The organism is Bradyrhizobium sp. Kon56 (genome assembly GCF_055807635.1).
The window spans coordinates 1-22,064 of record NZ_JBVVOU010000053.1; the positions used below are offsets into that span (position 1 = coordinate 1).

The 22,064-nt window shown below is 60.7% G+C and carries 14 protein-coding genes and 6 pseudogenes; 9 read left to right on the forward strand and 11 right to left on the reverse strand.

The window, feature by feature from the left end; genetic code table 11:
• Nucleotides 1-312 precede the first annotated feature (312 nt).
• Nucleotides 313-1,423, reverse strand: a pseudogene (locus AC0L3B_RS36305) (IS110 family RNA-guided transposase).
• 1,238 nt (nt 1,424-2,661) lie between these two features.
• Between AC0L3B_RS36305 and AC0L3B_RS36310 the strand changes: the two are divergent.
• Both AC0L3B_RS36310 and AC0L3B_RS36315 read left to right on the forward strand, forming a co-directional pair.
• Nucleotides 2,662-5,166, forward strand: coding sequence for a CoA transferase (locus tag AC0L3B_RS36310; protein WP_473382251.1), 2,505 nt, complete (start codon nt 2,662-2,664; stop codon nt 5,164-5,166).
• A gap of 1,607 nt (nt 5,167-6,773) precedes the next feature.
• Nucleotides 6,774-7,031 (forward strand): hypothetical protein, encoded by a 258-nt coding sequence (locus AC0L3B_RS36315; protein ID WP_473382252.1) that lies wholly within the window; start codon nt 6,774-6,776, stop codon nt 7,029-7,031.
• Here the strand turns inward: AC0L3B_RS36315 and tnpC are convergent.
• The 3 genes and pseudogenes from tnpC to tnpA all read right to left on the reverse strand — a co-directional run bounded on the left by tnpC (nt 7,025) and on the right by tnpA (nt 9,488).
• Nucleotides 7,025-8,610: pseudogene (tnpC, locus tag AC0L3B_RS36320) on the reverse strand (IS66 family transposase). The gene AC0L3B_RS36315 and the pseudogene tnpC overlap by 7 nt on opposite strands.
• A 69-nt stretch (nt 8,611-8,679) precedes the next feature.
• Entirely contained in the window at nt 8,680-9,033 is a 354-nt protein-coding gene (gene tnpB / locus AC0L3B_RS36325) for an IS66 family insertion sequence element accessory protein TnpB (protein WP_280097107.1), read from the reverse strand.
• The gene (tnpA, locus tag AC0L3B_RS36330; RefSeq protein ID WP_473382253.1) at nt 9,030-9,488 is read right to left on the reverse strand and encodes an IS66-like element accessory protein TnpA; all 459 of its coding nucleotides are present in this window, start codon (nt 9,486-9,488) and stop codon (nt 9,030-9,032) included. Before tnpA ends, tnpB (AC0L3B_RS36325) begins: the two co-directional genes overlap by 4 nt.
• Nucleotides 9,489-9,533: 45 nt before the next feature.
• Between tnpA and AC0L3B_RS36335 the strand changes: the two are divergent.
• A pseudogene (locus AC0L3B_RS36335) lies at nt 9,534-10,016 on the forward strand (IS630 family transposase); the annotation flags it as partial.
• Between the two features lie 160 nt (nt 10,017-10,176).
• Here the strand turns inward: AC0L3B_RS36335 and AC0L3B_RS36340 are convergent.
• Together AC0L3B_RS36340 and AC0L3B_RS36345 are read right to left on the reverse strand one after the other, a co-directional pair.
• Nucleotides 10,177-11,445 (reverse strand): Coenzyme F420 hydrogenase/dehydrogenase, beta subunit C-terminal domain, encoded by a 1,269-nt coding sequence (locus tag AC0L3B_RS36340; protein WP_473382254.1) that lies wholly within the window; start codon nt 11,443-11,445, stop codon nt 10,177-10,179.
• 80 nt (nt 11,446-11,525) lie between these two features.
• The gene (locus tag AC0L3B_RS36345) at nt 11,526-13,085 is read right to left on the reverse strand and encodes a 3-hydroxyacyl-CoA dehydrogenase NAD-binding domain-containing protein (protein WP_473382255.1); all 1,560 of its coding nucleotides are present in this window, start codon (nt 13,083-13,085) and stop codon (nt 11,526-11,528) included.
• Between the two features lie 1,297 nt (nt 13,086-14,382).
• On the opposite strand from AC0L3B_RS36345, the gene AC0L3B_RS36350 reads away from it, so the two are divergent.
• The 6 genes and pseudogenes from AC0L3B_RS36350 (at nt 14,383) to AC0L3B_RS36375 (ending at nt 19,211) form a co-directional block, all read left to right on the forward strand.
• Nucleotides 14,383-14,640, forward strand: a complete 258-nt coding sequence (locus AC0L3B_RS36350) for a transposase (protein WP_473382256.1) — start codon at nt 14,383-14,385, stop codon at nt 14,638-14,640.
• 149 nt (nt 14,641-14,789) lie between these two features.
• Nucleotides 14,790-16,305 (forward strand): annotated as a pseudogene (gene istA / locus AC0L3B_RS36355) (IS21 family transposase).
• Nucleotides 16,302-17,114: an IS21-like element helper ATPase IstB gene (istB, locus tag AC0L3B_RS36360; protein WP_473382257.1), complete on the forward strand. Its 813-nt coding sequence runs from the start codon at nt 16,302-16,304 to the stop codon at nt 17,112-17,114. Before istA ends, istB begins: the two are co-directional and overlap by 4 nt.
• A 413-nt stretch (nt 17,115-17,527) precedes the next feature.
• Nucleotides 17,528-17,728 (forward strand): IS66 family insertion sequence element accessory protein TnpB, encoded by a 201-nt coding sequence (tnpB, locus tag AC0L3B_RS36365; RefSeq protein ID WP_473382258.1) that lies wholly within the window; start codon nt 17,528-17,530, stop codon nt 17,726-17,728.
• Between the two features lie 168 nt (nt 17,729-17,896).
• Nucleotides 17,897-18,667: pseudogene (locus tag AC0L3B_RS36370) on the forward strand (IS66 family transposase); the annotation flags it as partial.
• A 331-nt stretch (nt 18,668-18,998) separates the two neighbouring features.
• Nucleotides 18,999-19,211 carry a hypothetical protein gene (locus tag AC0L3B_RS36375; protein WP_473382259.1) on the forward strand — a complete coding sequence of 71 codons (213 nt, stop codon included), beginning with the start codon at nt 18,999-19,001 and terminating at the stop codon, nt 19,209-19,211.
• Here the strand turns inward: AC0L3B_RS36375 and AC0L3B_RS36380 are convergent.
• From AC0L3B_RS36380 to AC0L3B_RS36400, 5 genes and pseudogenes are all read right to left on the reverse strand, one after another.
• Nucleotides 19,208-19,440 (reverse strand): annotated as a pseudogene (locus AC0L3B_RS36380) (enoyl-CoA hydratase-related protein); the annotation flags it as partial. The gene AC0L3B_RS36375 and the pseudogene AC0L3B_RS36380 sit on opposite strands and share 4 nt — an antisense overlap.
• 111 nt (nt 19,441-19,551) lie before the next feature.
• Complete coding sequence (locus tag AC0L3B_RS36385; protein WP_473382260.1) at nt 19,552-20,433, reverse strand: beta-keto acid cleavage family enzyme; 882 nt, start codon at nt 20,431-20,433, stop codon at nt 19,552-19,554.
• Between the two features lie 69 nt (nt 20,434-20,502).
• A complete protein-coding gene (locus AC0L3B_RS36390) occupies nt 20,503-20,985 on the reverse strand; it encodes a hypothetical protein (RefSeq protein WP_473382261.1) in 483 nt (160 codons plus the stop codon).
• 520 nt (nt 20,986-21,505) lie between these two features.
• Nucleotides 21,506-21,733 carry a hypothetical protein gene (locus tag AC0L3B_RS36395; RefSeq protein WP_473382263.1) on the reverse strand — a complete coding sequence of 76 codons (228 nt, stop codon included), beginning with the start codon at nt 21,731-21,733 and terminating at the stop codon, nt 21,506-21,508.
• Between the two features lie 106 nt (nt 21,734-21,839).
• The coding region (locus AC0L3B_RS36400) for an acyl-CoA dehydrogenase family protein (RefSeq protein ID WP_473382262.1) at nt 21,840-22,064 on the reverse strand (225 nt) is incomplete at its 5' end.

Genomic DNA, 22,064 nt, shown 5'->3' on the forward strand with positions numbered 1-22,064 from the left:
AAGCCGATCTCCAATCAGAGATCGATCATTCCTCGCTCGAGGCCTTCAATGGAAGGTGGGACCGAAACAGCGCTTACCGATCGTCGATCGGCTATTCATAGAGATGGTCGTGCATAGGTGGTGGCAGAACCGAAGGACGTCGGTGATCAAGCTCTGATGCGCGGATTGGCTACCGCATTCCCGATTGTGCGTCCGAGGTCTGCTCCTATCTTACTGCGGGCGTCGGCGCTCTTGCCGGCCACAAAGCGTCTGACGGGCATTCCCTCTGCCGTGGTCCCGCCTCCGCCCATGCACGATGATAAGGGCGCTCGATCAGGCTGTCTGCACTTGCCTGGCAATCGCGCACATGAACCCGACCAGTTCACGGGCGATAGCGGTGCAGACCACCGTCGTTCGTTTGCCGCGTGCCGCCAGTTTCCGGTAGCGGGCCGTCAAGCGGCTCTGCGCCTTTCAAGCAATCTCTCGCACTGCTGGCGACGTCTGCTCAAGCCGGTATAGTTTTGTCTTGCCGATTTTCGGCGGGTGTCGATATGTCCAGGCGCTTTCGACCAACATGTGGCGAACACGGCCGTTGCCGGCCTTGGTGATGCCGCCACGCCTGACAGTCTCTCCCGTCGATCGCTCGCTTGGCACCAGACCGAGGTGACCCATAAGTTGACATGGGCCCTCAAAACGGCTCACGTCACCGACCTCGGTCGCGAATTTCACTGCGACGACCAGATCGACGCCGCGCAATGTTTGAAGCGCCCGCACGAGCGAGCTCCAGAGACCAGGTCGAGACGAACTCTTCGATCGTGCGCTCGAGCCGGTCGACCCGGTCCCTGGCGACGCGAACTGCTTCGACCATTTCTTGTAGCGCGATCTGATGTGCGGGGTGGTCGAACTGTTGTTCCTGGAGCCAACGCAAATAGCGCATCGTCCAGCCCTTTTCGCGGGGATAAGTGCGGCCATGCTTGAGCATGAAGGCGCTCACCTGCTGCCGGTGGATCCGCAGCGTCTCAACCGCTGCCGATCGAGCGCGAACGAGGTCGCGCATCGCTTCGTGACCTTCATCGGGAACCCACACAGCCGTCAGCTCGCCGGCGCGTAGCAGCCGCGCGAGAGAAACGGCGTCCCGGCGGTTCGTCTTCACACGATCACCCGGCTTCCTTAGGATCAGCGACGGCGCCACCACCATGCGTTGGTGGCCGAGCGACCGGATCAGGCGATAAAGACCATAGCCAGTCGGGCCGGCTTCGTAACAGAAGTGGACGCGGTCAAACCGGTTGGCGATCCGCCCTAAGACGCGGCGCATGTTGGTGGCCGAAGCATCAACCTCGCCGAAGAACCGAACCTCACCCTCCCGGCCTGCATCCGCAATCGCGACGGCATTTCTCAGCTTGGCCACATCGATTCCGACGAATGCTTCCCTATAATCTGCCACGGCTCGTCCTCCTGTGATGAGGATCGGCTCGGTTCGCCCGAGCAACCCTTGGACGCGCAGTGTAGGGCGAGCCACCCCATCGGCGAGGCGGACATACGGTCTTACGCATCATCCAGCAGCCATCCAGCTTACCCATCAGGGCTGGTAGTGTCTTGAGCCTCTTTCGCCGTGTACTATAAATTACTACTCGCCGTATAGCCTATGATGGAGCTCAACTATGATGGATCTCAACAAGGAAGGACAACGCATCCTCTTACGTCCGCGCCCGTTGACATCAATGGAAAGCAGAAACTACGCCTCGGCATGTGCATCCCCGTGTTGACGGTGCGCCTAATCAACGGTCCTCGATTTCGCGCTCATGCTGGACGGGCAGGCGTTGGTTCTGAGATGCCCGCTACGCTGACTCCTGCGACAGGCGCTGGCGAGCGCCTGTCCGCCAGGTATCAAAATTTCACATGTTGACTAGACTTGTCCTTGTGCCCTGAACCTAAGGTCCAGTGATGTGTCCGCAAAGTTAAGACAAAGCCAGCCAGCAGAGCGCGTCGCAAGTGTGATGCGTAGGATCGCGGCAGCGGAGTCCGCATATGAAACCACTACCATCGGCCAGCTTGTCTCCAGGCAGGGCGAGAACACATGGCTCAATGACCAGAATTGACGTTTTCGATCGCGGGGAGGGCGCGACTTACCCCGAGCTGGATCGAATTGTCGAACAAATATGCTCATGCGCTGCGTACATTCGGCTTACGACACATCAAGCAACAAAGTGCTTAAACATGAACTGATGGCGGTCTTGCCAGCTCTTATGGCACTGAGCAGACGCGCTGGCGCTAAAGCCAACTCCCCACAGCTCGCAAGCACAAGATTCTAGTCAGAAGGAAAACTAAAGATGATTTCCGAGATGTTAATCACCTGTGGGGTCACAGGAGAAAGATATGCTGTGGAGTGTAGTCCGCATGTTCCGCTGAGCCCAGGACACCGCAAGACCACGGCATGCCACGTAGGTCGGATCCGCAGGATCATGGCGGAGCCAACAGAGCGATTCCTATTTGTCGAAGCTGGCGGGGAGCAAACACCATCTTTAGCCTCGTCGGTATCCGGGAAGGTGGGCCGTGAAGTCGAGGCCGATGGTCCATTTGCGCGGATTACGCGTTGTGGACGCTGAGATCATGCCAAGCATCACTAGCGAAGTATCTAGCGTCCCCAAACGCCTCTCACAGACAACTAATAAAGTGATAGCAATGCGAACTTCAACCCTTCCTCTCTTCGGTGTCAAGGTCGTCGATTTCGGCCAGTACATTGCCGGCCCAGCAGTTGCGATGATCCTTGCGGACTTTGGGGCCACCGTCGTGCATATCGACCCGCCAACCGGTCCGCTCTGGGATAGCCCGGCTAATGCGACCCTTAATCGAAACAAATTGATCGTCCAGATCGACCTGAAGAGCAAGCAAGGCGTATCCCAGGCGCAGACGCTCGTCCGAGAGGCTGATATCGTGGTCGAGAACTTCCGACCGGGGGTACTAAGGCGTCTTGGGATTGACTTCACGGCCCTGCGGAGCGTCCGGCCCGACCTGATCACCGTGTCAGTTCCGGGATTTGCTTCGGACGACCAACTTCGTCGCGAGTGGCGCGCCTTTGAAGGGGTAATCGCGGCATCCTCAGGAGTGTTCACCAATATGGGTGTCAACCGCGTGCTGATGGGTGTCAATCCGTCTTTCTCGCCGCTGCCTCTGGCTTCGGCCTACGGTACGATGCTCGCGGCATCGGCTACGGTTCTCGCACTTCAAGCGCGGGAGCGCAGCGGGACTGGCGACCACATCGAGGTACCTCTTGCCTGCGCCGTCATGGAGGGCCTCGCCTACAATTCCATCCACATCAAAGACCTTCCGCTCCGCTATAAGAAACGGCGCGAGCGCGAGATCGACCGCCGGCGCGATGCAGGCATGCCGATGGATCTTTCTTACGAATCTTCACAGGAGTTGCTCGATCCATTTTGCCGCAACTACAAATGCAAGGACGGGCGCATGTTCTATGTCGTTTGCCTAGGCCACAAGCATCATGCCAAGCGCTGCTTGCAAGTTCTCGGACTATACAACGAGCTCGTTGCCGAGGGTCTGGCGGAGGAGGCCGATTCCTATCTTCCGATCCGGGAATGGAGATCCGATCACTCGTTCTGCGTGTCTCCATTACCGAAGATCTGGGCCGACAAGATCGCCGGCCGTATGAAGACCGTCTTCCTGACCCGAACCGCAAAGGAATGGGAGCGCATCTTCGGGAAAGCGCAGTTGCCCGGTGCGCCTCAGCGCTGGCTGCAGGAGTGGATCAGCGACGATCATGCTGAATGCGCCGGTCTCATGATCGAGGTCGACGATCCCGTGTATGGGCGGATGATCCAGCCCGGGCCGGTGGGGTGGTTGGAGGAAAGCGGGGATGCGATGCTAACCCCGAAGCCCAGGAAGTGGTGCGACTTCGATCAGGCACTCGCCGCGGTCTCGGCGAGCCCATCTCGGGGGCCGGTAGCCCCGCTTGCGGAGACCCACGCGGGATGGCTCGACGGCGTACGGATCCTCGATTTAACCAACGTGATAGCTGGTCCGCACTCCACGTACTACCTCGGCCGTTTCGGGGCAGAGGTTATCAAGATCGAACCTGCGCGCCCTCTTTACGATTGCTCGAACACGGTCATCGTTGGCATGACTCATATGCGGGGCAAACGGTCGGTTCTGGTAGATATCCGGTCATCAGGTGGCCGGGAGGTTTTCGAGAGGCTGATAAGGTCGGTTCATGTCATCGTCTGGAATGCGACTGACCAACAGGTCAAGCGCATGGGGCTCGATATGGAGGGCCTGCAAGCGCTCAATCCGGCCGCAGTCTTCTGTCAGCTCGATTGCTTCGGCGGCGTCCGTCGCGGCCCCCGCAGCGACTATCGCGGTTATGACAACCTCGTCCAGGCGACAACGGGCATTATGATGAGGTTCGGTGGTTCCGCAGACAAGCCCGAGGACCACGCGCACGACGGCACGATTGACGTGATGTGCGGGTTTGGTGCAGGTCTTAGCATTGCTGCCGCACTGTACCAAAAACTTAGGACCGGCCACGCAGGGCGAGCCCGGACTTCGCTCTCCGCAGTTTCCGGCCTCGCGCAGGTGCCTTTCTGTTACGATTATGAAGGGCGTGGACCGTTCGACGAGCCGGCCGGTCCTGACGTGAAGGGCTATGATGCATTGACCCGCCTCTATGCGACGGCCTCCGGCCGCAGCCTTCTGCTCAGCGCCTTAGAGGGCGACGTGCCGCGCTTTGCGTGGATCGAAGGGCTAGAAGGACTACCTGATGTACCGAAGGATGGTCGCGTCTCCTATCTCACCAACGCCATCGGCAAGGCTTCCGCTGAAGAATGGTTGTCACGATTCAAGGCAGCCGATATCGGCGCTGCAATTTGCGAGGACATCGAGGCCATTCGATCTGCAAATTCCAAGCCCGCGGATCGTGCTTCGACAACCGGACAGGGCAGTTACTCCTTCTCAATATTTGATGCCCATCCCAGCGGCCACGCGGTAACGCAGGTTGATCCTTACGCAATACGCTTGGCCGTTGGAAAGATATATCCACTGCCGCCCGCAGAAAAATATGGCGCCTCGACACGGCAAGTTCTGCGGTCATTGCAATATGCTGAAGCGGAGATAGACGGGTTGCTGGCCGGGGGCGCCATAAGCGAAAGCTGGAGTCGCGAATATTTGCCTAGCTGAGGAGGAGAACCAGGACTAAAGCACCTAACGCTCGTTGTGCATCCAATACGAACGGGGTTGAATGAGTGCGCACGACGTCCTGACACCGCGTCCACCGCAATTAAGAACTCGTTAGAGCGTCTCTCATGTTTGAGCTGGGTCAAATTCGTACCGTGAGAGCGATTTGCAGGGCCGAGTCCAGTGCAGGGCAACGGAGGCGAATAGCTCGGTGGGCAATGCCGCGGCCAGCCGATTTTGATCGGCAATGCAGCAGAGGATCGTGTCGCTTGGATCACACACAACAGGCCGAACAGAAGGAATGCGATTTCCTTGCAGATCTTTGCCGAGTTCCAGGATGCGCTCACAATTGCCGGGCGCGATCCGGACCTCCGTCTGATTATTATCAAAGGAGCGGGCGACTTTGAGACATGTTCAACGCCCAATAGGCCTTCCGGCACGGACTGGTCAACCGCGTCTTTCCCGAGGAGAGCCTTGAGGAAGAAGTCACACGCATCCGAACCGCATGTCTCGGGTCGCGCTGCCAGCGCCGGTGTGGATCAAGAAGGGCTAACAATACGCTTCACTCAGCAGGTCGACGCTTTGCAGAGTCGCTCGCGGCGTGTGATGCGCGCGAAGGATCTTTTATTTGCTTCGACGAAGTTATAGAACTCCAGAAACGCGATCCGGTGTTCCCTGAGCTGCTGGTGAGGAGTGTAGTAATATCGGCTTACCGTAGCCTCCTTGAAGGTGCGGTTCATGCGCTTGACTTAGCGGTTGGTCCACGGGTGATTTGGTTTGGTGAGACGACGTTCGACGTGGTGTTGCCGGCAGATGCGCCTGAAGCTGTGCAGCCTATCGCGCTGTCGACCCGATCGATGTTGCGGCATATCGCACAACTTGTAGAGGACTGCAGGGATTAAGGCTTCGAGGAAGGCCCGGCGGTTCTGACGTTTGCGGCCTTTATGCAACCGGCCGAAGCCGATTTTCGAGCCCCGTCGACCACCACGAATAGGTGCAATTTGCCCGGTTCGGTGTGGACCTCGGCAATATCGATATGGAAATCCCGATGGGATAAGCCTTGAACGGCTGCTTGGCAGGCTTGTCGCCACCGATCTCGGGCAGTCGGCTGATCCGATGGCGCAGCTTGCAAGGATACCGCGAGTTGCCTGCAGGGCGTAGAGTCAGTCGTCTAGCGGCAGCAGAGTGTGCTTGCGACACAGCCGAGCATGTCGTTTTCGGGCAATCTTCGCATCATGTAACGAAGGCTCGCTTGCGCCACTTGGCGACCGTCTTCTGATTTAGATCGTGTCGGGCGACTAGAGCATTTTCTGACCTAGCGGAGTCGGAAGGGATTCCCTTGCGCGGCAAATCGTGAATCACCGAGGCCAGCCCCATGGCTAAACCGCTCTCGCCGGACCTTCGCCTTCGCATTATTCGGGCTGTGGAAGAGGAAGGCATGAGCTGTCTGGGCGCGCCGGCCGGTTTGGCGTAGCACCATCGACGAACTGGTTAACGAGTGGCGAAGCACCGGCGCCTGTGAGGCGGGAGCGCAGGGCGGAGACCGGCGTTCAGCTCGGATCGAGGGTCATGCTGCGGAGATCCCCTCCCTGGTCAAGGCTACGCCCGACATGACGCTGGCCGAGATCGCTGACCATCTCCTCAAGGTTCACGGCGAGCGTTTCGTGCCGAGCGTGGTCTGGCGATTCTTCGATCGCCGCAACATCACGTTAAAAAAAACGTCGCACGCCAGCGAGCAGGATCGCCCGCACGTGGCCGCTGAACGCGCGGCGTGGAAGGCATCTCAGCCTGAGATCGGCATCCATCGGTTGGTGTTCATCGACGAGACGGGAGCCTCGAACGTAAGCGCTCAGCCGGGGCCCTATTGAGCCTGGCTTGACGCTTTGCGGAATCGCCACGGCATGAGGTCTTCGATTCTGCTATGGGGATGGCCGTCGATAATGGCCTCGAGTGTTTCGGCGATGTAGGCGGCCGGGTTGATGTCGTTGAGCTTGCAGGTGGCGACGATCGACGCGAGCAAGGCCCAGTTTTCTGCCCCGATTTCATGACCGGCGAAGAGAGCGTTTTTCCTGGTCAAGCAGACTGGCCGGATGGCGTTCTCGACCGGGTTGGTGTCGAGCTCGAGACGCCCGTCTTCGAGAAAGCGGGTCAGCCCCTGCCAATGATTGAGCGTATAGCGAATATCCTCGGCGAGGTCGAACCGCTGGAGATCATCGACAGCTGTTTCTCGAACCACGACTTTAACGCGGCTACCATTGGCAGCGAGTGCTCCTTGCGCGCGGCCAACCGGATGTCCGGCGATGAGCCGCGCACCATGGCTTCGATGGCGTAAAGCTGCGCGATGTGCCGAACAGCGGCCTCGGCGATCGGTGACTTGCTGTTGCGCACCAATTTGACGAAGCGCCGGCGCAAATGGCTCCAGCAATGCACGAGCGTCCATGGCCCTTGCGGTCGAACGACTTCGTTCAACCGGTCATACCCGTCATAGCCATCGCATTGCAGGTAGCGTCCGCCAAAGCCGTCGAGGAACTGCTCGGCAAAGGCACCGCTGCGACCGGGGGCATATCGGAACAGCACGATCGGCGGACTTGGCCCGCTGTGGCCGCGGTCGTCTGAGGCGATCGCCCAGAAGTAGCCTTTCTTCGTTTGGCCGCGCCCGGGATCGAGTACCGGCGCCTTGGTCTCATCCATGAACAGCCGATCCGCCATGGCCAGGTGGTGGCGCATGTGGTCGGCGATGGGCTGAAGATGGAAGCAGGCGCGGCCAGACCAGTTGCCCAGTGTCGCCCGATCAAGCCGGATCCCCTGGCGCGCATAGATCTCGGCCTGACGGTAAAATGGCGTATGGTCGCCAAATTTGGAGACGATCACGTGCGCGATGGCCGCTTCGGTCGGCAGCCCGCCGGGCGCGTGCTCCGGTGCGTGCGCCTGCACGACGGGGCCCGAGCAGCGGCGACAGATATATTTCGGGCGGCGCGTGACCAGCACGCGCCATTGCGCCGGGATCACGTCAAGACGCTGGCTGACGTCCTCGCCGATCTTCGTCATGGCGCCGCAACCGCACGGGCAAAGCGTGCCTGCAGGCTCGATGATCCGTTCCACCCGCGGCAAATGGACAGGCAAGCAGCCGCGATTGCGATGAGAACCATGATCTGGCGCGTTCCGTGATCGGCCCTGGATCACCGCCTCGGCTCTCTCCTGCGCGGCATCCAGTATGCCTTGCGCGATCTCCACGTCTTCGAGCGGCAAATGATACTGATCTGGTCGCAGCTTCTCGGATTTCGCGCCGAACCTGTCGCGTCGCAATTCGCCAAGAATGATCTCCAGGCGGCGTCGGGCTTCTTCCGACGCCGCCAGCGCCCCCTGATGCTCGCTCAAGGCCGCCTGCGTTTGCGTCAAAAGCGCCTTCAGGCGTTCGTTTTCGTCGCGCAGCGCCGCGATGCTCATGCGCTATTTCGAGCACATCGCCGCCGCGTGTGCCACGATCAAAATAGCTGCCGAGTCATTCTGCCGCAGCTATCCCGCCGCCTGCGGGCGCCGTGCTTCTTCCGGGCGGACTAATCTCCAATCCAGCCCTTCGAACAAGGCAGCGAACATCGCCGGCGATATCCGCATCACGCCGTCCGCGATCGTTGGCCAAACGAACTTGCAACCTTCGAGGCGCTTGTGCACCAACACCAGGCCCGTTCGATCCCAGACCAAAATCTTGATCCGGTCCGCTCGTTTCGATCGGAACACGAAGGCTGCGCCGCTGAACGGATCGAGACGGAGCACCTCCTGCACCTTTGCCGCAAGCCCATCGTGGCCACAGCGGAAGTCGATCGGCCGCATTGCAACGTAAATCTTCAGATCAGCACCGGCCGCAATCATCGTGACGCTCGCACCGCACGGATCACCCGGGAGAGCTGCTCACCATCAATGTCCGTATCCGTCCGCAGCAGGACATCACCGATCGCGATCTCAAGCTTGATCGCCGGAGTCTGACGCTCCTCCAACGCATGTTCCACGACCAGCGGCGCGAATGTCGGCGGGGACGCCTCGCACGGCGGCAACATGCCTCGCTGTTGAAACCGCCGTCGCCAATCGTAGATCTGCCGGCGCGTCGCTCCGTGCTTGCGCGCAACCTCGGACACCTGGGCACCGGGCAACAGACTCTCCGCGACGATCCGAGCTCTCTCAGCTTCCGAACGCACGCGGCGCCCCGACGGTCCTTCAAGAACTTCCAGCCGACTCACCAACCGCGCCGATGGGCCGTCCAAATGGACGTCCTTTTTGCTGTCCAATCCCATCACAAACCTCCGTCCAAGCCGGAGGCTTCTTCGCATAGTTATCCATATCCCGAAGCAAGGGTTCCGGCTAAGCGCTTACCCTCGAACAAGATGGCCCGGCGCTTTGGCCGTTCGCCGTACGGTCAGCGCTGTGTCGCAGCGCTGCCGCATGGTCATTGGAAGACGACGACCTTCGTCGGCGCGCTCAGAGCGACCGGAATGACTGCACCGATGGTCCTTGACGGCCCCATGGATGGTCCGGCATTTGCGGCCTACGTGACCCAAGTTCTCGTGCCGACACTCAGGCCCGGCGACATCGTGGTGATGGACAATCTTGCAGCTCACAAGCGGGCCGAGGTCGGCATCGCAATCGACGCGGCAGGCGCCAAGCTCCTCTATCTGCCGCCTTATTCGCCCGACCTGAATCCGATCGAAATGGCCTTCGCAAAGCTCAAAGCCGCTCTTCGAAAGGCCGCCGCCAGATCAATCGAGGCTTTGGACAACGCTATCACCCTCGCCCTGGCCACCTTCACCGCCCAAGCCTGCCTGAATTTCTTCGCCGCGGCCGGCTATGATCGTGTCTGATCAGAATCTGCTCTAGCTCTTTTAGCTGAGCCTTCGATCGCTGTATTGCAGCTCGGACCGCGTGCGTGGTCGTGGCGCGGCCTGGAGTATCTAACCAAAGGGCCTCCCAGATTGAAGGATCAGTCTGACTGATTTCCCGCCACACTCCGGGGCCAGACGTCTAGATCAAGTGCTCTCGGTTCTCTCCGGCGAGCACGCGCCTCACCGTCCCTGAGAATTGCTGGATGATCGCGCGCAACCCGGCACGCCTAAGCCCCTCACTGGTACGATAGTCGACGGCTTTGATCGTCCTTTGGCGCATGAGCCGCAGTGCGAACAAAGCAGCGGAAGCTGCAGCTTTCCTGTGATGGTTGGTATGCATTTGCTCGATCTCCTCCACTGAAACCGGTGCAACCTCGAGATAGCCAGCGCTAACTGCGCCATGGAGCAACTCTTCGCCGACCCGCGTGCGAACGATAGAGACGTTTATTCCCGGCGCTTCAGCGTAAACAGGCTTTCCGTTCCGAAGGATCCAACCATCGGGAACGGAAATGTCCGCGACTTCACCCACTCCATCTGGGCAGATTTTGCAGCGAAACGGGAGTTCGTAGCCGAATTTACCCATGTGCCAGGCGTCTGGATAAGGCAAGTCGTAAGCGGTTCCATCGCGGGTCTTCAGACGCAGCGGCCCAGGCCATCCTTCTCCACGATATCGAAACACGGAGACTTCCGACTCGTCGAGGCCGTGGTGGCGGATTACGGCCTTTGCGATGTGGACGGAGTGGACACCCCCACAGAAGTTGCTCAACTTGTAGGGGATCAGCCGCTCGACCCGAGGGTCGATCCGTCCGAGAGCACGAACGGCCGAGATGTCGCAGGGTTTGCCGATCACGGCGAACCGCTTACCTTCCTCAAGCAGCCGGTGCACATTGACGAGAGGCGACGATGGGCCATAACGAGACTGAGCACCGCGCAGGACTTCATCCGGCGTCCTGGAGATCGTGGATATCGTCAGCCACGGCTTCCGATCGTCGTCGCGTACATGCAGAACCGCTTGTACGTCGCCGCTGGTAAGTAGATATCGGCCCAGAGCCGTCAATGTGCCGCCTGCGGCACCCTTGTGACGGACGACCGGTTCGCTGGACCAGGACCTGTGTATCTCGCGCAGGGGTCCCCAAATGGGATGAGTGTTGATGCCCTTTGGTCTGCCAGGACCATAGACTGATACGCCCGGACAGACAGCCATGATCTCCTGATTTTTCTGGGCCGCAACGTCGCCTCGGACGAGCGGCCGCATGTTGCCTTCGACGTTGATGCCCATCGATATCGCAGCGCCAGCGATACTCGCGCACAGACCGCAGCCTGCGCACAGGCCAGCGCGCACCACATCCTCCACATCTCGGGCTGGTGCGACGAAGGTTCGCCTGCCGAGCAACTGTTTGCGGGCCATTGGGTCCTCTGAAGTGTTTCGAAGCCTACTGAGCACCGAGCGGGATAGGTACAATCGCGTGCCGCCGGTGAGTTCACCCCTCAGCGCAGGTTGATGCTGGCACCGGCGCGCTCCGGACGGGGTAATTGCGCGTGTAGCCCGGCCAAATCCAGCACGCGCTCGCGCACGCTCCCCTGTACAGGTGTGGGTTTGCTGCCTACGCTGCTAACACCGACGTGAATCAGCATCTGCTCGCCTGTGGCTGCCGGTCTCTGATCGGCCTCACGAGTGATCACGTGAAAGACGTGAAGACGCTTGTCATCGGCGCCAAGTACCTGCGTGAGCACTTGGATGCGGTCGCCGGCATGCAGTTCCAAGACGCGGGACAGGAGCGTATCAAGCGTGTGATAGCTGCCGGTGTTCGCGAGGTACTCACCGTTGACGCCGATGTAACGGAGCAGTTCATCTGTGGCCTTGCCCATGAGCTGCAGAAAGCGGCTCTCGGTGACGTGGCCGTTGTAATCAAGCCAGTCAGACGGTATCTGCCGCGAAGGCATTCGCAACGGACCGGGCCCGAGAATGGGTTGGGGAGCGCGGTCGCGCAGCTCGTGTTCCCAGCGCACGAGCGTCTCGCCAGCGCCACAGCCCTGACCACGCAACGCCTGCAGCACGCCCACGAGGCAGTCATCGCGCTTCTGTTCGAGATCAGAGACGGTCATGTTCCCAGCCTGGGCATCCAACTGCTCGGCCAGTTTGTCCAGAAGCGCGTCGGTGAGCTCGGGCACCTCGGTGAGTTTGGACACACGCGATTTCAGCGAGGGTCCCAATACCTCCATGGCGCGGCGTCCGCTCATCTTAGGGATGGCCATGCGGTACGTCTCGATGGGGCCCAAGATTGGCCGACGCAGCCCGAAGGAGTAGCGGACCGCCTCATCGACCTCTTGCACCGTGGCCACATCGTCGTGCACCAGCCATAGGGCCTCGCGCCAGACTGCCTCCTGCAGACGGTTCGCGATGAACCCATCTACCTCTTTGCGTACTATTAGGGGGTGCATCCCCACCGACCGGTACATCTCCGCCGCCCGCAGCAGCATCTCGGGTGCGGTGCATTGTCCGGCGCACAGTTCTACCAGCGGCAGCAGGTGCACAGGGTGGAATGGATGCGCGACTAGCAGGCGTTCGGGGCGATCCATCTCCGCCTGCAGCAACGACGGTCGAAGCTTCGAGGTCGAGGAGCAGATTAGGGTCTCAGGAGCTGCCGCTCGGCTTGCCGCCGCAAGCAATTGCTGTTTGAGCTCTAGACTCTCCGGTGCGGACTCCTGCACGAGCTCCACGTCGTGGACCGCGTCCACTACTGATTGCACTACCGTCAGAGTTCCCTCAGTCGGGAGCGGGACTTCCGTCAGGCGCCGATACGCCCGCCGCGCATTAGCCAGCATCTCCTGCACGCGCTTGACCGCACCAGCCGACGGGCCATAGAGCCGCACATTTACCCCGTTGAGGACAAACCGCGCAGCCCACCCGCCGCCGATCACCCCTCCCCCCAGCAGTCCGACCGATCGTGGCCGCCTCTTCGATATGAACTTTGAACTCTCAGCCATAAACTTTGAACTCCGTAGATTAAACTTGAGCGGGAGCTTCCGGCCGTTCATCCGGCTCATCACCCAATCCCCATCCGTGGAATCTATGGCGCCCCTGCGCGAGTTCTGGATCAGTCGCTCGCCTGCTAATGAGAAATACCTTGTCTTCCAACCCAATGCACACGTTCGCGCTCACCGGAGCACCGCGATAACGTATGGAATTGCATCTGTCCGGCCGAGACGGCCGGACTAGACAGCGCGCCAGGGGATGCCGGTGAACCATAAGGTCGTCAAAATCGTCGGGCGCTCCGTCAGCCGACGAGCCCCGCTCGGGTTCGGGATCACACACGTTGATGTGCCCACCCCTGCTGCCCGCCCGCGCCCCCTCGCTCGCCGAGCGCACGAGTTGCTCCCGGGTCACCGTCAGATGAGAGCTATGGTCCGTATTCGGTCCAGCTCTTGTTACCGCACAGGTGTCAAAAACTTCGGGAATCATTCTCTTGTTTCCTGTGATAGCTCTCTCTTGCCCAAACCCTCTAAAGCCGACATGATCTTCTTTGCGTTTGGTTCAAACCGTAAACAGAGTTAGCAAATTAATGACGAGCACCGAGCAGATACCATCGGGCACGCCTTGCAATAGGGCGCCGCGAACCCTCTGAGTGCCGCAGTCCTCATCTAGCAATCTGCGTGCCACCCGCGAACTTCGTGCGCCGCCTATTTGAGACGAGGAAGGACGTCGACCTGCCAGGCTACTCTCTCATCGACGTTGATGGTAGTTGGACTTCCCACATTGCCGTAGTCAACCGGACAAGCTGTGATGACAAACGGACGTCCCGAGCTTGAATACTGCTTTAGATCACGCTCTTTGGCGATCTGTTCATCGAAAGGCTCGAGATCAGGCGATCTCATTCAACGTCATAGTTGGCTCGCCGTTTTGCCATAACGCACCGGCTCATATTGTCCGAGCCGCTCTTGTTTTTTGCGAGCACAGCGCCTTCGAAGGCCCGGTCGGCCCGACGCACAGATGGAAGCGAGCATGTGCTTTGAGCCAGCGTCCTATGGCCAACCCTTAGACATCGATAGGTGGGCTAGCTTCTCGAGCTTACCAAACATTTTCACAGCCTGCCTCACCACCTCGTGTAGGAATAGGTCGAGGCACGGATCACCTCGAGGACCATCGATATTTTCCTGCGCGGCAAGCGCGTCGCCTCGCATCTGCGCAGCTCCCTGCCGCATCGCCCCGACCACCACTCTCGAGCATATGTCAAGCTAGCATCGCCGCTACCGCGACGTACGCATCCGACGGGCGCCGTCTTGCGTGACGCGAGGTAATTCGCGAAGCGTGTGACCTTAAGTCCAGCTTTAAGGTCATCAGGCCATGCGGGTCGAGGTTTTGGGCGGGTTGGAGCGGCGGCGGCGCTGGTCGCAGGACCACAAGGCGCGGATTGTCGAGGAGACGTTGGTGCCGGGCGCGAAGGTGACTGAGGTTGCGCGCCGCAACGGAGTCGCGGCCAGCCTAGTGTTTACCTGGCGTCGACAAGCACGGACATCAGAGCAGGTTGTACCATCTTTTGCGCGGGTGCAGATCGTCTGCGGCGCGGCAATCAGGATGGAAGTGCAGCATCAATCAGGATGAGAGAGCTTCGCCGGGCTCGTGACGCAGGGAGGGCGTAGCCCGACCGGAGTTACGAGCCCGGCGACGGCGCGATCCGAGCGGACCGCGCCGTCTGGTGATCGCGGCTGGCCGGTGATGGATGGTTCTTCTCGCCAAAGAGGAATCACCCGTTGCCAGGCTGCCATGTCACCGATCACCAGATGAGGCTCTACATGAAGTTCCGTCAAACCTATTCGCCGCCAGTGGCGGCCGCGAAGGTGTCGTTCAGTTCGTCGACCGCTTATCGGCTCGAGAAGGATCTGCGTCTTCCGTCGCAAAAGAAGTCACCGCGGCAAAGGCGCCGGCCGGATCCCTTGGCCAACGTCTTCGGCCTGGAGGTCGTGCCGATGCTGAAGGCGGCTCCCGGCGTGCGGCCCGTGGCCATCTTCGAGGAGATGCTCCGACGCCATCCTGAGCTGGGGGCTGGAATCCGCCGCACGCTGGAGCGCCGGATCCGCGCCTGGCGGGCGATCCACGGCGAGGAGCAGGAGGTCATCTTCCGCCAGACCCACGACGTGGGCCAGGTCGGCCTGTCCGACTTCACCGATATGGGCGAGCTTGGGGTCACCATCGCGGGCGTGCCGCTGGATCATCGCCTCTATCACTTCCGGTTGGCCTATTGCGGGTTTGAACACGCCCATCTCGTGCTCGGTGGCGAGAGCTTCGTCGCATTGGCCGAAGGGTTGCAGAATGCCCTGTGGTCGCTCGGTGGGGCACCGCGGGAGCATCGGACCGACAGCCTGTCGGCCGCCTTCTGCAATCTCGATCGCAATGCGAGGGACGATCTGACCCGGCGGTACGAGGACCTCTGCGCCCACTACGGCATGCGGCCTTCCCGCAACAATCGCGGCATCGCCCACGAGAACGGGGCGATCGAGAGCTCGCATGGCAATCTCAAGCGGACGATCGCCGATGCGCTGCTGTTGCGCGGCACTGCCGAACGTCGATGATCTCGCCGCCTATCGCGGCTTCATCGACGAGATCGTCAGCCGCCGCAATGCCCGCAACGCCAAGCGGATCGACCACGAGCGCGCCACCCTGCAGGCGTTGCCAGATCGCCGCACCTCGGACTACGAGGAGGTGATTGTCCGCGTGACGTCAAGCGGCGGCTTCACTTTGCGCAAGGTGTTCTACACCGTGCCGTCGCGTTTGATCGGGCACCAACTGCGGGTGCGCCTTTATGACGATCGTCTCGACGTGTTCGTCGGCGGCACCCATCTCGTCACCCTGCCGCGTGGGCGGCCGCATCCCAACGGCAAGCACGACCAGGTCGTCGATTATCGGCACGTGATCCATTCCTTGCGGCGCAAGCCAATGGCGCTGCTCAATCTCGTCTACCGTGATCGGCTGTTCCCGCGCGATGCCTATCGCCGAACCTTCGATTGCTTGCGCGAACGGCTGCCGGACAGGAAAGCCTGCCGGATCATGGTCGATCTCCTCGCACTGGCCCATGAGCGCGGCTGCGAGGCCGAACTCGCCGATCAGCTCGCGACCGAGCTTGATGCCGGCCGACTGCCCGACCTCAACCGGCTGCGCGCTTACTTCGCTCCCGATCCGGCCTGCGTGCCGCACGTCGTGGTGCAGCTCGCACCGCTCGCCACCTATGAGTGCCTCGTCGGTGCTGGCGAGATCGGAGGTGCCGCATGAGCACGGCCAACACCATTGACACCGCGCGCCTCAATCTGTTGCTCAACGAGTTGCGGCTGCCAGCCATCAAGGTGCTGTGGCCGCAATTTGCCGAGCAGTCCGACAAGGAAGGCTGGCCGGCGGCCCGCTTCCTCGCCACCATTGCCGAGCACGAGATCGCCGAACGCGGCCGCCGCCGCGTCGAGCGCCATCTCGTCGAGGCGCGGCTGCCCGCTGGAAAGACCTTCGACAACTTCGAGTTTGAGGCTGTGCCGATGATCTCCGAGGCGCAGGTGACCGCGCTCGCCGCCGGCGATGGTTGGCTCGGCAAGAGCGCCAATCTGCTGCTGTTCGGGCCGCCCGGCGGCGGCAAGAGTCACTTGGTGGCAGAGATCGGCCTGGCCCTTATCGAGAACGGATGGCGCGTCCTCTTCACCCGCACCACCGATCTCGTGCAGAAGCTCCAGGTGGCGCGCCGCGAGCTCAATCTCGAGGCCGCCATTACCCGCCTCGATCGCTTCGACCCCCTGATCTGCGGTGATCTTGCCTACGTCACCAAGGACCAGGCCGAGACCAGCGTGCTGTTCGAGCTCATCAGCGCACACTACGAGCGGCGTTCCATGCTGATCACCGCCAATCAGCCCTTCGGAGAGTGGAACAGGGTCTTCCCGGACCCTGCTATGACCCTCGCCGCCATCGATCGCCTCGTTCACCACGCCACCATCGTCGAGATGAACGTCGAAAGCTATCGCAGGCGCACCGCGCTCGAGCGGAAGCGTGGTCCAGGGCGACCACCCTCGCACGCGACACCAAAAACGCTCGCTGATTGACGCTCCGCGACAATCAGAGCGAACAAAACTCTTGCGCGCGACAATCATCGCGGCAATCATCACCTCGCCGCGACACCGACTCGCCATCCTGATTGTCGCGCGCTTCCCATCCAGATTGTCGCGCTATAATCGTCGCTACGGAAGTGGAGGAAACTCCGAAGCTTTTGCCTGCGGGTGACGGCCGGGTGCGCTCCGTAGCATCCGCGCGTACTGGATTGATCGAGATTGATCTTGGCAACCGGCGACGCATCCGGGTGGATGCGCACGTCAACCCGGAGGCACTGGCGCGGGTCCTCGAGGTGCTTGAGCGCCGATGATCGCCATACCGGGTAAGGTACGGGTGTGGCTTGCGACCGGCCATACCAATATGCGCCGAGGCTTCCCGAGCCTTGTGCGTCTCAGTTCAGGAGAGCTTGAAGCGTGATCCGCACGCTGGTGATCTTTACGTTTTTAGGGGCCGCCGCGGCGACGTGATCAAGATCATTTGGCATGATCGCAGGGCGCATGTCTGTTCACGAAGCGATTGGAGCGCGGCGCTTTTTGTGGCCATCGCTGGCGGACGGCGTTGTGACGATCAACGTTGCGCAACTATCCTATCTCCTGTCCGGAATTGACTGGCGAATGCCGCAGGCAACCTGGCGTCCGCAGGCTTCCGGTTAAGCTGTGGCTTATTGACATCACGAGGGAGATCCGTCGCGAATTTTAGCGGCGAATATGATTGATTTGCCCTCGTGACAACGCCTTCCGATTCGCTTCCCGCCGACCTTGCCGCTGCGCACGCAATGATCCTTGCGCAGCGCGAACAACTGGCGCTGGCGAAGAGCGAAGTGACCGTCGGTCGACTGGAAATCGAGCGGCTGAAGCTGATGCTTACCAAGGCACGGCGCGAACAGTTCGGGCAATCCTCCGAACGCGGCAAGCTGCTGGTCGAAGAGCTCGAGCTTGCCATCGAGGACCTTGAAGAGACGCAGGCCGAACAGGAAACCAAGGCCGAACTCGCCGCGCCAGGGGCCGCCAAGGAGAAGCGCGCGCAAAATCCACGACCGTCGCGACGTCCGTTGCCGGACCATCTGCACGGTCGAGCGCGTCGTCGAACCCGCGCCTTGCGCATGTGGAAGTGCGGCAGCGAGCGGCTGCACAAGCTCGGCGAGGTGGTCTAGAAGACCCTGGAATGCGAGCCGCGGCGCTGGAAGATTATCGAGCATGTCCGCGAAAAGTTCTCCTGCCGGGATTGCGAGGCGATCACAGAAGCGCCGGCCGCCTCCCATCCGATCCCACGAGGCTTTGCCGGACCGAACCTGCTGGCAATGGTGCTGGTCAACAAGTTCCTGCTGCATCAGCCATTGAACCGGCAGAGCAAGACGTATGCCCGCGAAGGGGTCGAGATCGATGTCTCGACCCTGGCGGATCGGGTTGGCGCCTGCGTGGTGGCGCTCGATCCCATTATTGAGGCGATCCGGATCCATATCATGAGCGCGGAACGCATCCACGCCGACGATACGACGGTGCCGGTGCTGGCCAAGCTTAAGACGGTTACCGGCCGGATCTGGACCTCCGCTTTGCAAGGCCGTTTGCTTTGTTCTGCTGATTCCGCTCGATGTCGCCCACCATTTCGGAATGATCTCGCCCAAAGTTCCGATTTGATGTCGCCCACCCATTCCGAGATGATCTCGCCCACCATTCCGGGATGATGTCGCCCGGGGTGACGAGGCCTCTTCTGGCTCCGATACGGTCCCACCTTTCGGCTTTGTAAAGGGGGGATCTGGATGCCGACGGAGAGGTTCGCGATGCGCCATGTGCGCGAGGTGATGCGATTGAAGGCGGCCGGGATGCCGGGCCGCGAGATTGCCCGGCGGGTGAGAGCGGCCCCCGTCGACGGTGCGGTTGGCGATCCGCCGGTTCGAGGCATCGGGGCTGACCTGGCCGTTGCCCGACGACATCACCGACACTGAGCTGGAGGCCCGGCTGTTCGCCAGCGCAGGAGTCGGTCCTGGCACCCAGCGAGGCCATCGCCGGCAAGTCGAGCCGGACTGGGCGGCGGTGCATCGCGAACTCCGGCGCAAGCACGTGACACTGTCGATCTTGTGGGAGGAATAATCGGCGTTCGCTGATTCTCCGGCCGCAGCAGCGGTTAGGTCCCATCCGGCGCAGAAAAACTTGTCCCCAGCGGTCTTGAGGATGCGCGTAGCTGCGGATCATCGCGGAGCGTCTTGAAAGCCTCTCCCATTAGCCGGGAAGTCTTCGCGTCGATGGCATTAGCCTTCGTGCGATCGAGCGTGACTTCGAGGATCGCACCCTCACGGCGCGTGGTTACAACTTCAGCCATTCTTTCCCTTCTCCACTATCGGCGCGTTGAGACCAGGCTATCGCGCTTGCTTGTGCAGAGGACGTGAGGCCACCTTCAAGACGCCCGGCTGTTTCTGTCAAAAAGCGGTTCTTAGCCGCGCTTCACCAAGCCGAGCATTTGTCGCGCTTCGGCCGGCGTGGCGATGCTGGCGCCCATCCTCTCAATGATCCCGACCGCGTTGTCGACGAGTTCGGCGTTGGATGCCAGCACGCCGCGCCGCAGGTAGATATTGTCCTCCAGACCGACGCGAATATGCCCTCCTAGTCTCACGATTGCCGCAACCGTCGGCATTTCGTCCGGACCACAGCCAAATCCAGCCCAAATCGCACCGGGAGGCAGGATTTCTTTCATGGCCAAGATCACGATCGGCTCAGCAGGAGCGCCATTACCGGTGCTGAGGCAGAACTGGAACAGCGGCGGGCCCTTGAGGGTACCTTCTGCGATGAGCTTCTTTGCATTTTCGATGTGGCCGAGGTCGAAGCATTCGAGCTCGGGCTTGACGCCCTCATCCTGCATGAGCTTCGTCATTTCGCGCAAATCGGACATTCGCGCCACATAGATCGACTCGCCGAACGCCAACATACCGCAATCAAGTGTGGCGATCTCCGGCTTGAGCGTAGTCGCTTGAAGGACACGATCCCTCGGGCACTTGAGCGCAGTGGCCTTGCCAAGCGTTGGCGGGTCGAGGGAATCGAGCACAATGGTCCCATTCATTCCGCATGTCAGGTTGATGATGACATCGGTGGACGAGTCGCGCAGCTTCTTTACGACCTGTTCATAAAGTTCCAAGCGGTTCGAAGGCGTCCCGTCCTCCTCGCGAACGTGGATGTGAACGACGGCAGCCCCTGCTTTCGCGGCATCGATGGCCGCCGTAGCGATTTGTGAAGGCGTCTTGGGGATGTTCGGATGCTTTGCAACGACTGCCGCATTCCCGCCAGTGATTGCGCACGTGAGAACGACTTTTCGGGACATCAAGGACTCCTCTATTGGTACCGTCGGGACTGTCGCGAGACGGAATTGAGAAAAGAGTGTTTCGACCTCTCAATGAGCCGGCGCTCCGGCGTCGAGATTCGCGGTGCGACCGACATTCCGCGCCGGACTTTCGCCTTGGCTTTGCCGTGCCATCCGCAGCTTTTCGAGAACCTCCGGACGAAATGGCTCGAGTTTGGGGCTTACGACTCCGACATTGAGCTGCACGTGCTCCGCTGTCGTCGACATCATAACAGGGATGTCCACGGCAGCAGCAACTGCCCCCTGGTAGCGGATCGCAAAACCGCAGTTCGAACCAATCGCCACGGCGCCTTGCGCGACCAGCCTACGCGCAGCGGCAATGTAGGGTTGGACGAGCGCTGGATCGCCGCTCATCGTGCGATCCACCGTAGATCCCTTGACACCCTCGATGACGATGGGAAAGCCGTAAGTGTCCGGACTCATCAGCGAGCCAGGAGGCGGCGTCGGCCGGACCCAACCGGGCTCACGATCAAAGTCCAGGATTCCAAGACAGCTTTTGTTTTTCGATGCCATTGAGACGTCCAAATCGTAAACGTGTGACGGATCGACTATAGACGCCCGAAGGCGCCGGATTTCCACGAATTCAGTATAAAAACGGTCGGAAATGTGTGTCCCATTGGGAAATTGCGAAGCTTCGCGCCCGCGACATGACTCGGCCGTTCCTATCCGCTCGCTGCGCTCATCTCCAAGGTTTCCGCGGGGCGCGTGCCGCCTGGTAGGCTCCGCCCGCGGAGGTAACCGCTAGCCGATCGCCAGAGAAAGCAGGCTTTGCCAACATAGCCGCCGTCGCCAGGCTTGTCTCCGTCAAGGCGCCGGCGATCATTAAGGATGGCCTCATCGTATTTATCTCTCTCTGCTTAGCCGCATGGACATCAAAGCGCCGCTTCCGAAACCCCAGTCGACTACGGCGCGTCGTGTCATCGCCACGACGTTGTGCGCCGATGAGCACTAGGGCTTTCGATAGCTTGCCGCCCCATCGGAGATCAAGAGCAACTTTGGGAGAGCTGACGCTGTCCGCGGAACGGGGACACTCTCACCTCCTTTCGGCCAGATGTCGTGAACCAGACAAAACCGACGGCGCCTCCTTCCTCAGCTCTTCCGTGCGGCTGAGTCTTCTAAGCTTGATGAGGCGGCGCAGGTGATAGTCGGCATCCCCAAATAACGTGTCAAGTACGATGACGTGCTTGAAGTAGTGGCCGATGCTGTACTCCATCGTCATGCCGATACCGCCATGAAGCTGGATCGATTCATGACCGATCACCTTTGCCAAGCGGCCGATCTGGACTTTTGCCGCCGAAATCGCGCTCGCGCTCTGTAGCGTTGCCTTCGCGCGTCACCATCGCGGCATACATGGCCATCGAGCGGGACTACTCCAACTCCACAAACATGTCGGCTGCCCGATGCTGCACCTGGAAGCTGCCAATCTTCTCGCCGAACCGCTCGCGCGTTTTAAGGTAGTCGACCATGATGGTTAGCATTTCACCACAAGAACCGATGGTCTCTGCGCAGAGCGCTCCCTCAACTCGTCCAAGGCGCGGTAGATCGCGCTCGGATGCGCTAAGCAGGAGACTGCGGCCGGACGACGTCTCGTA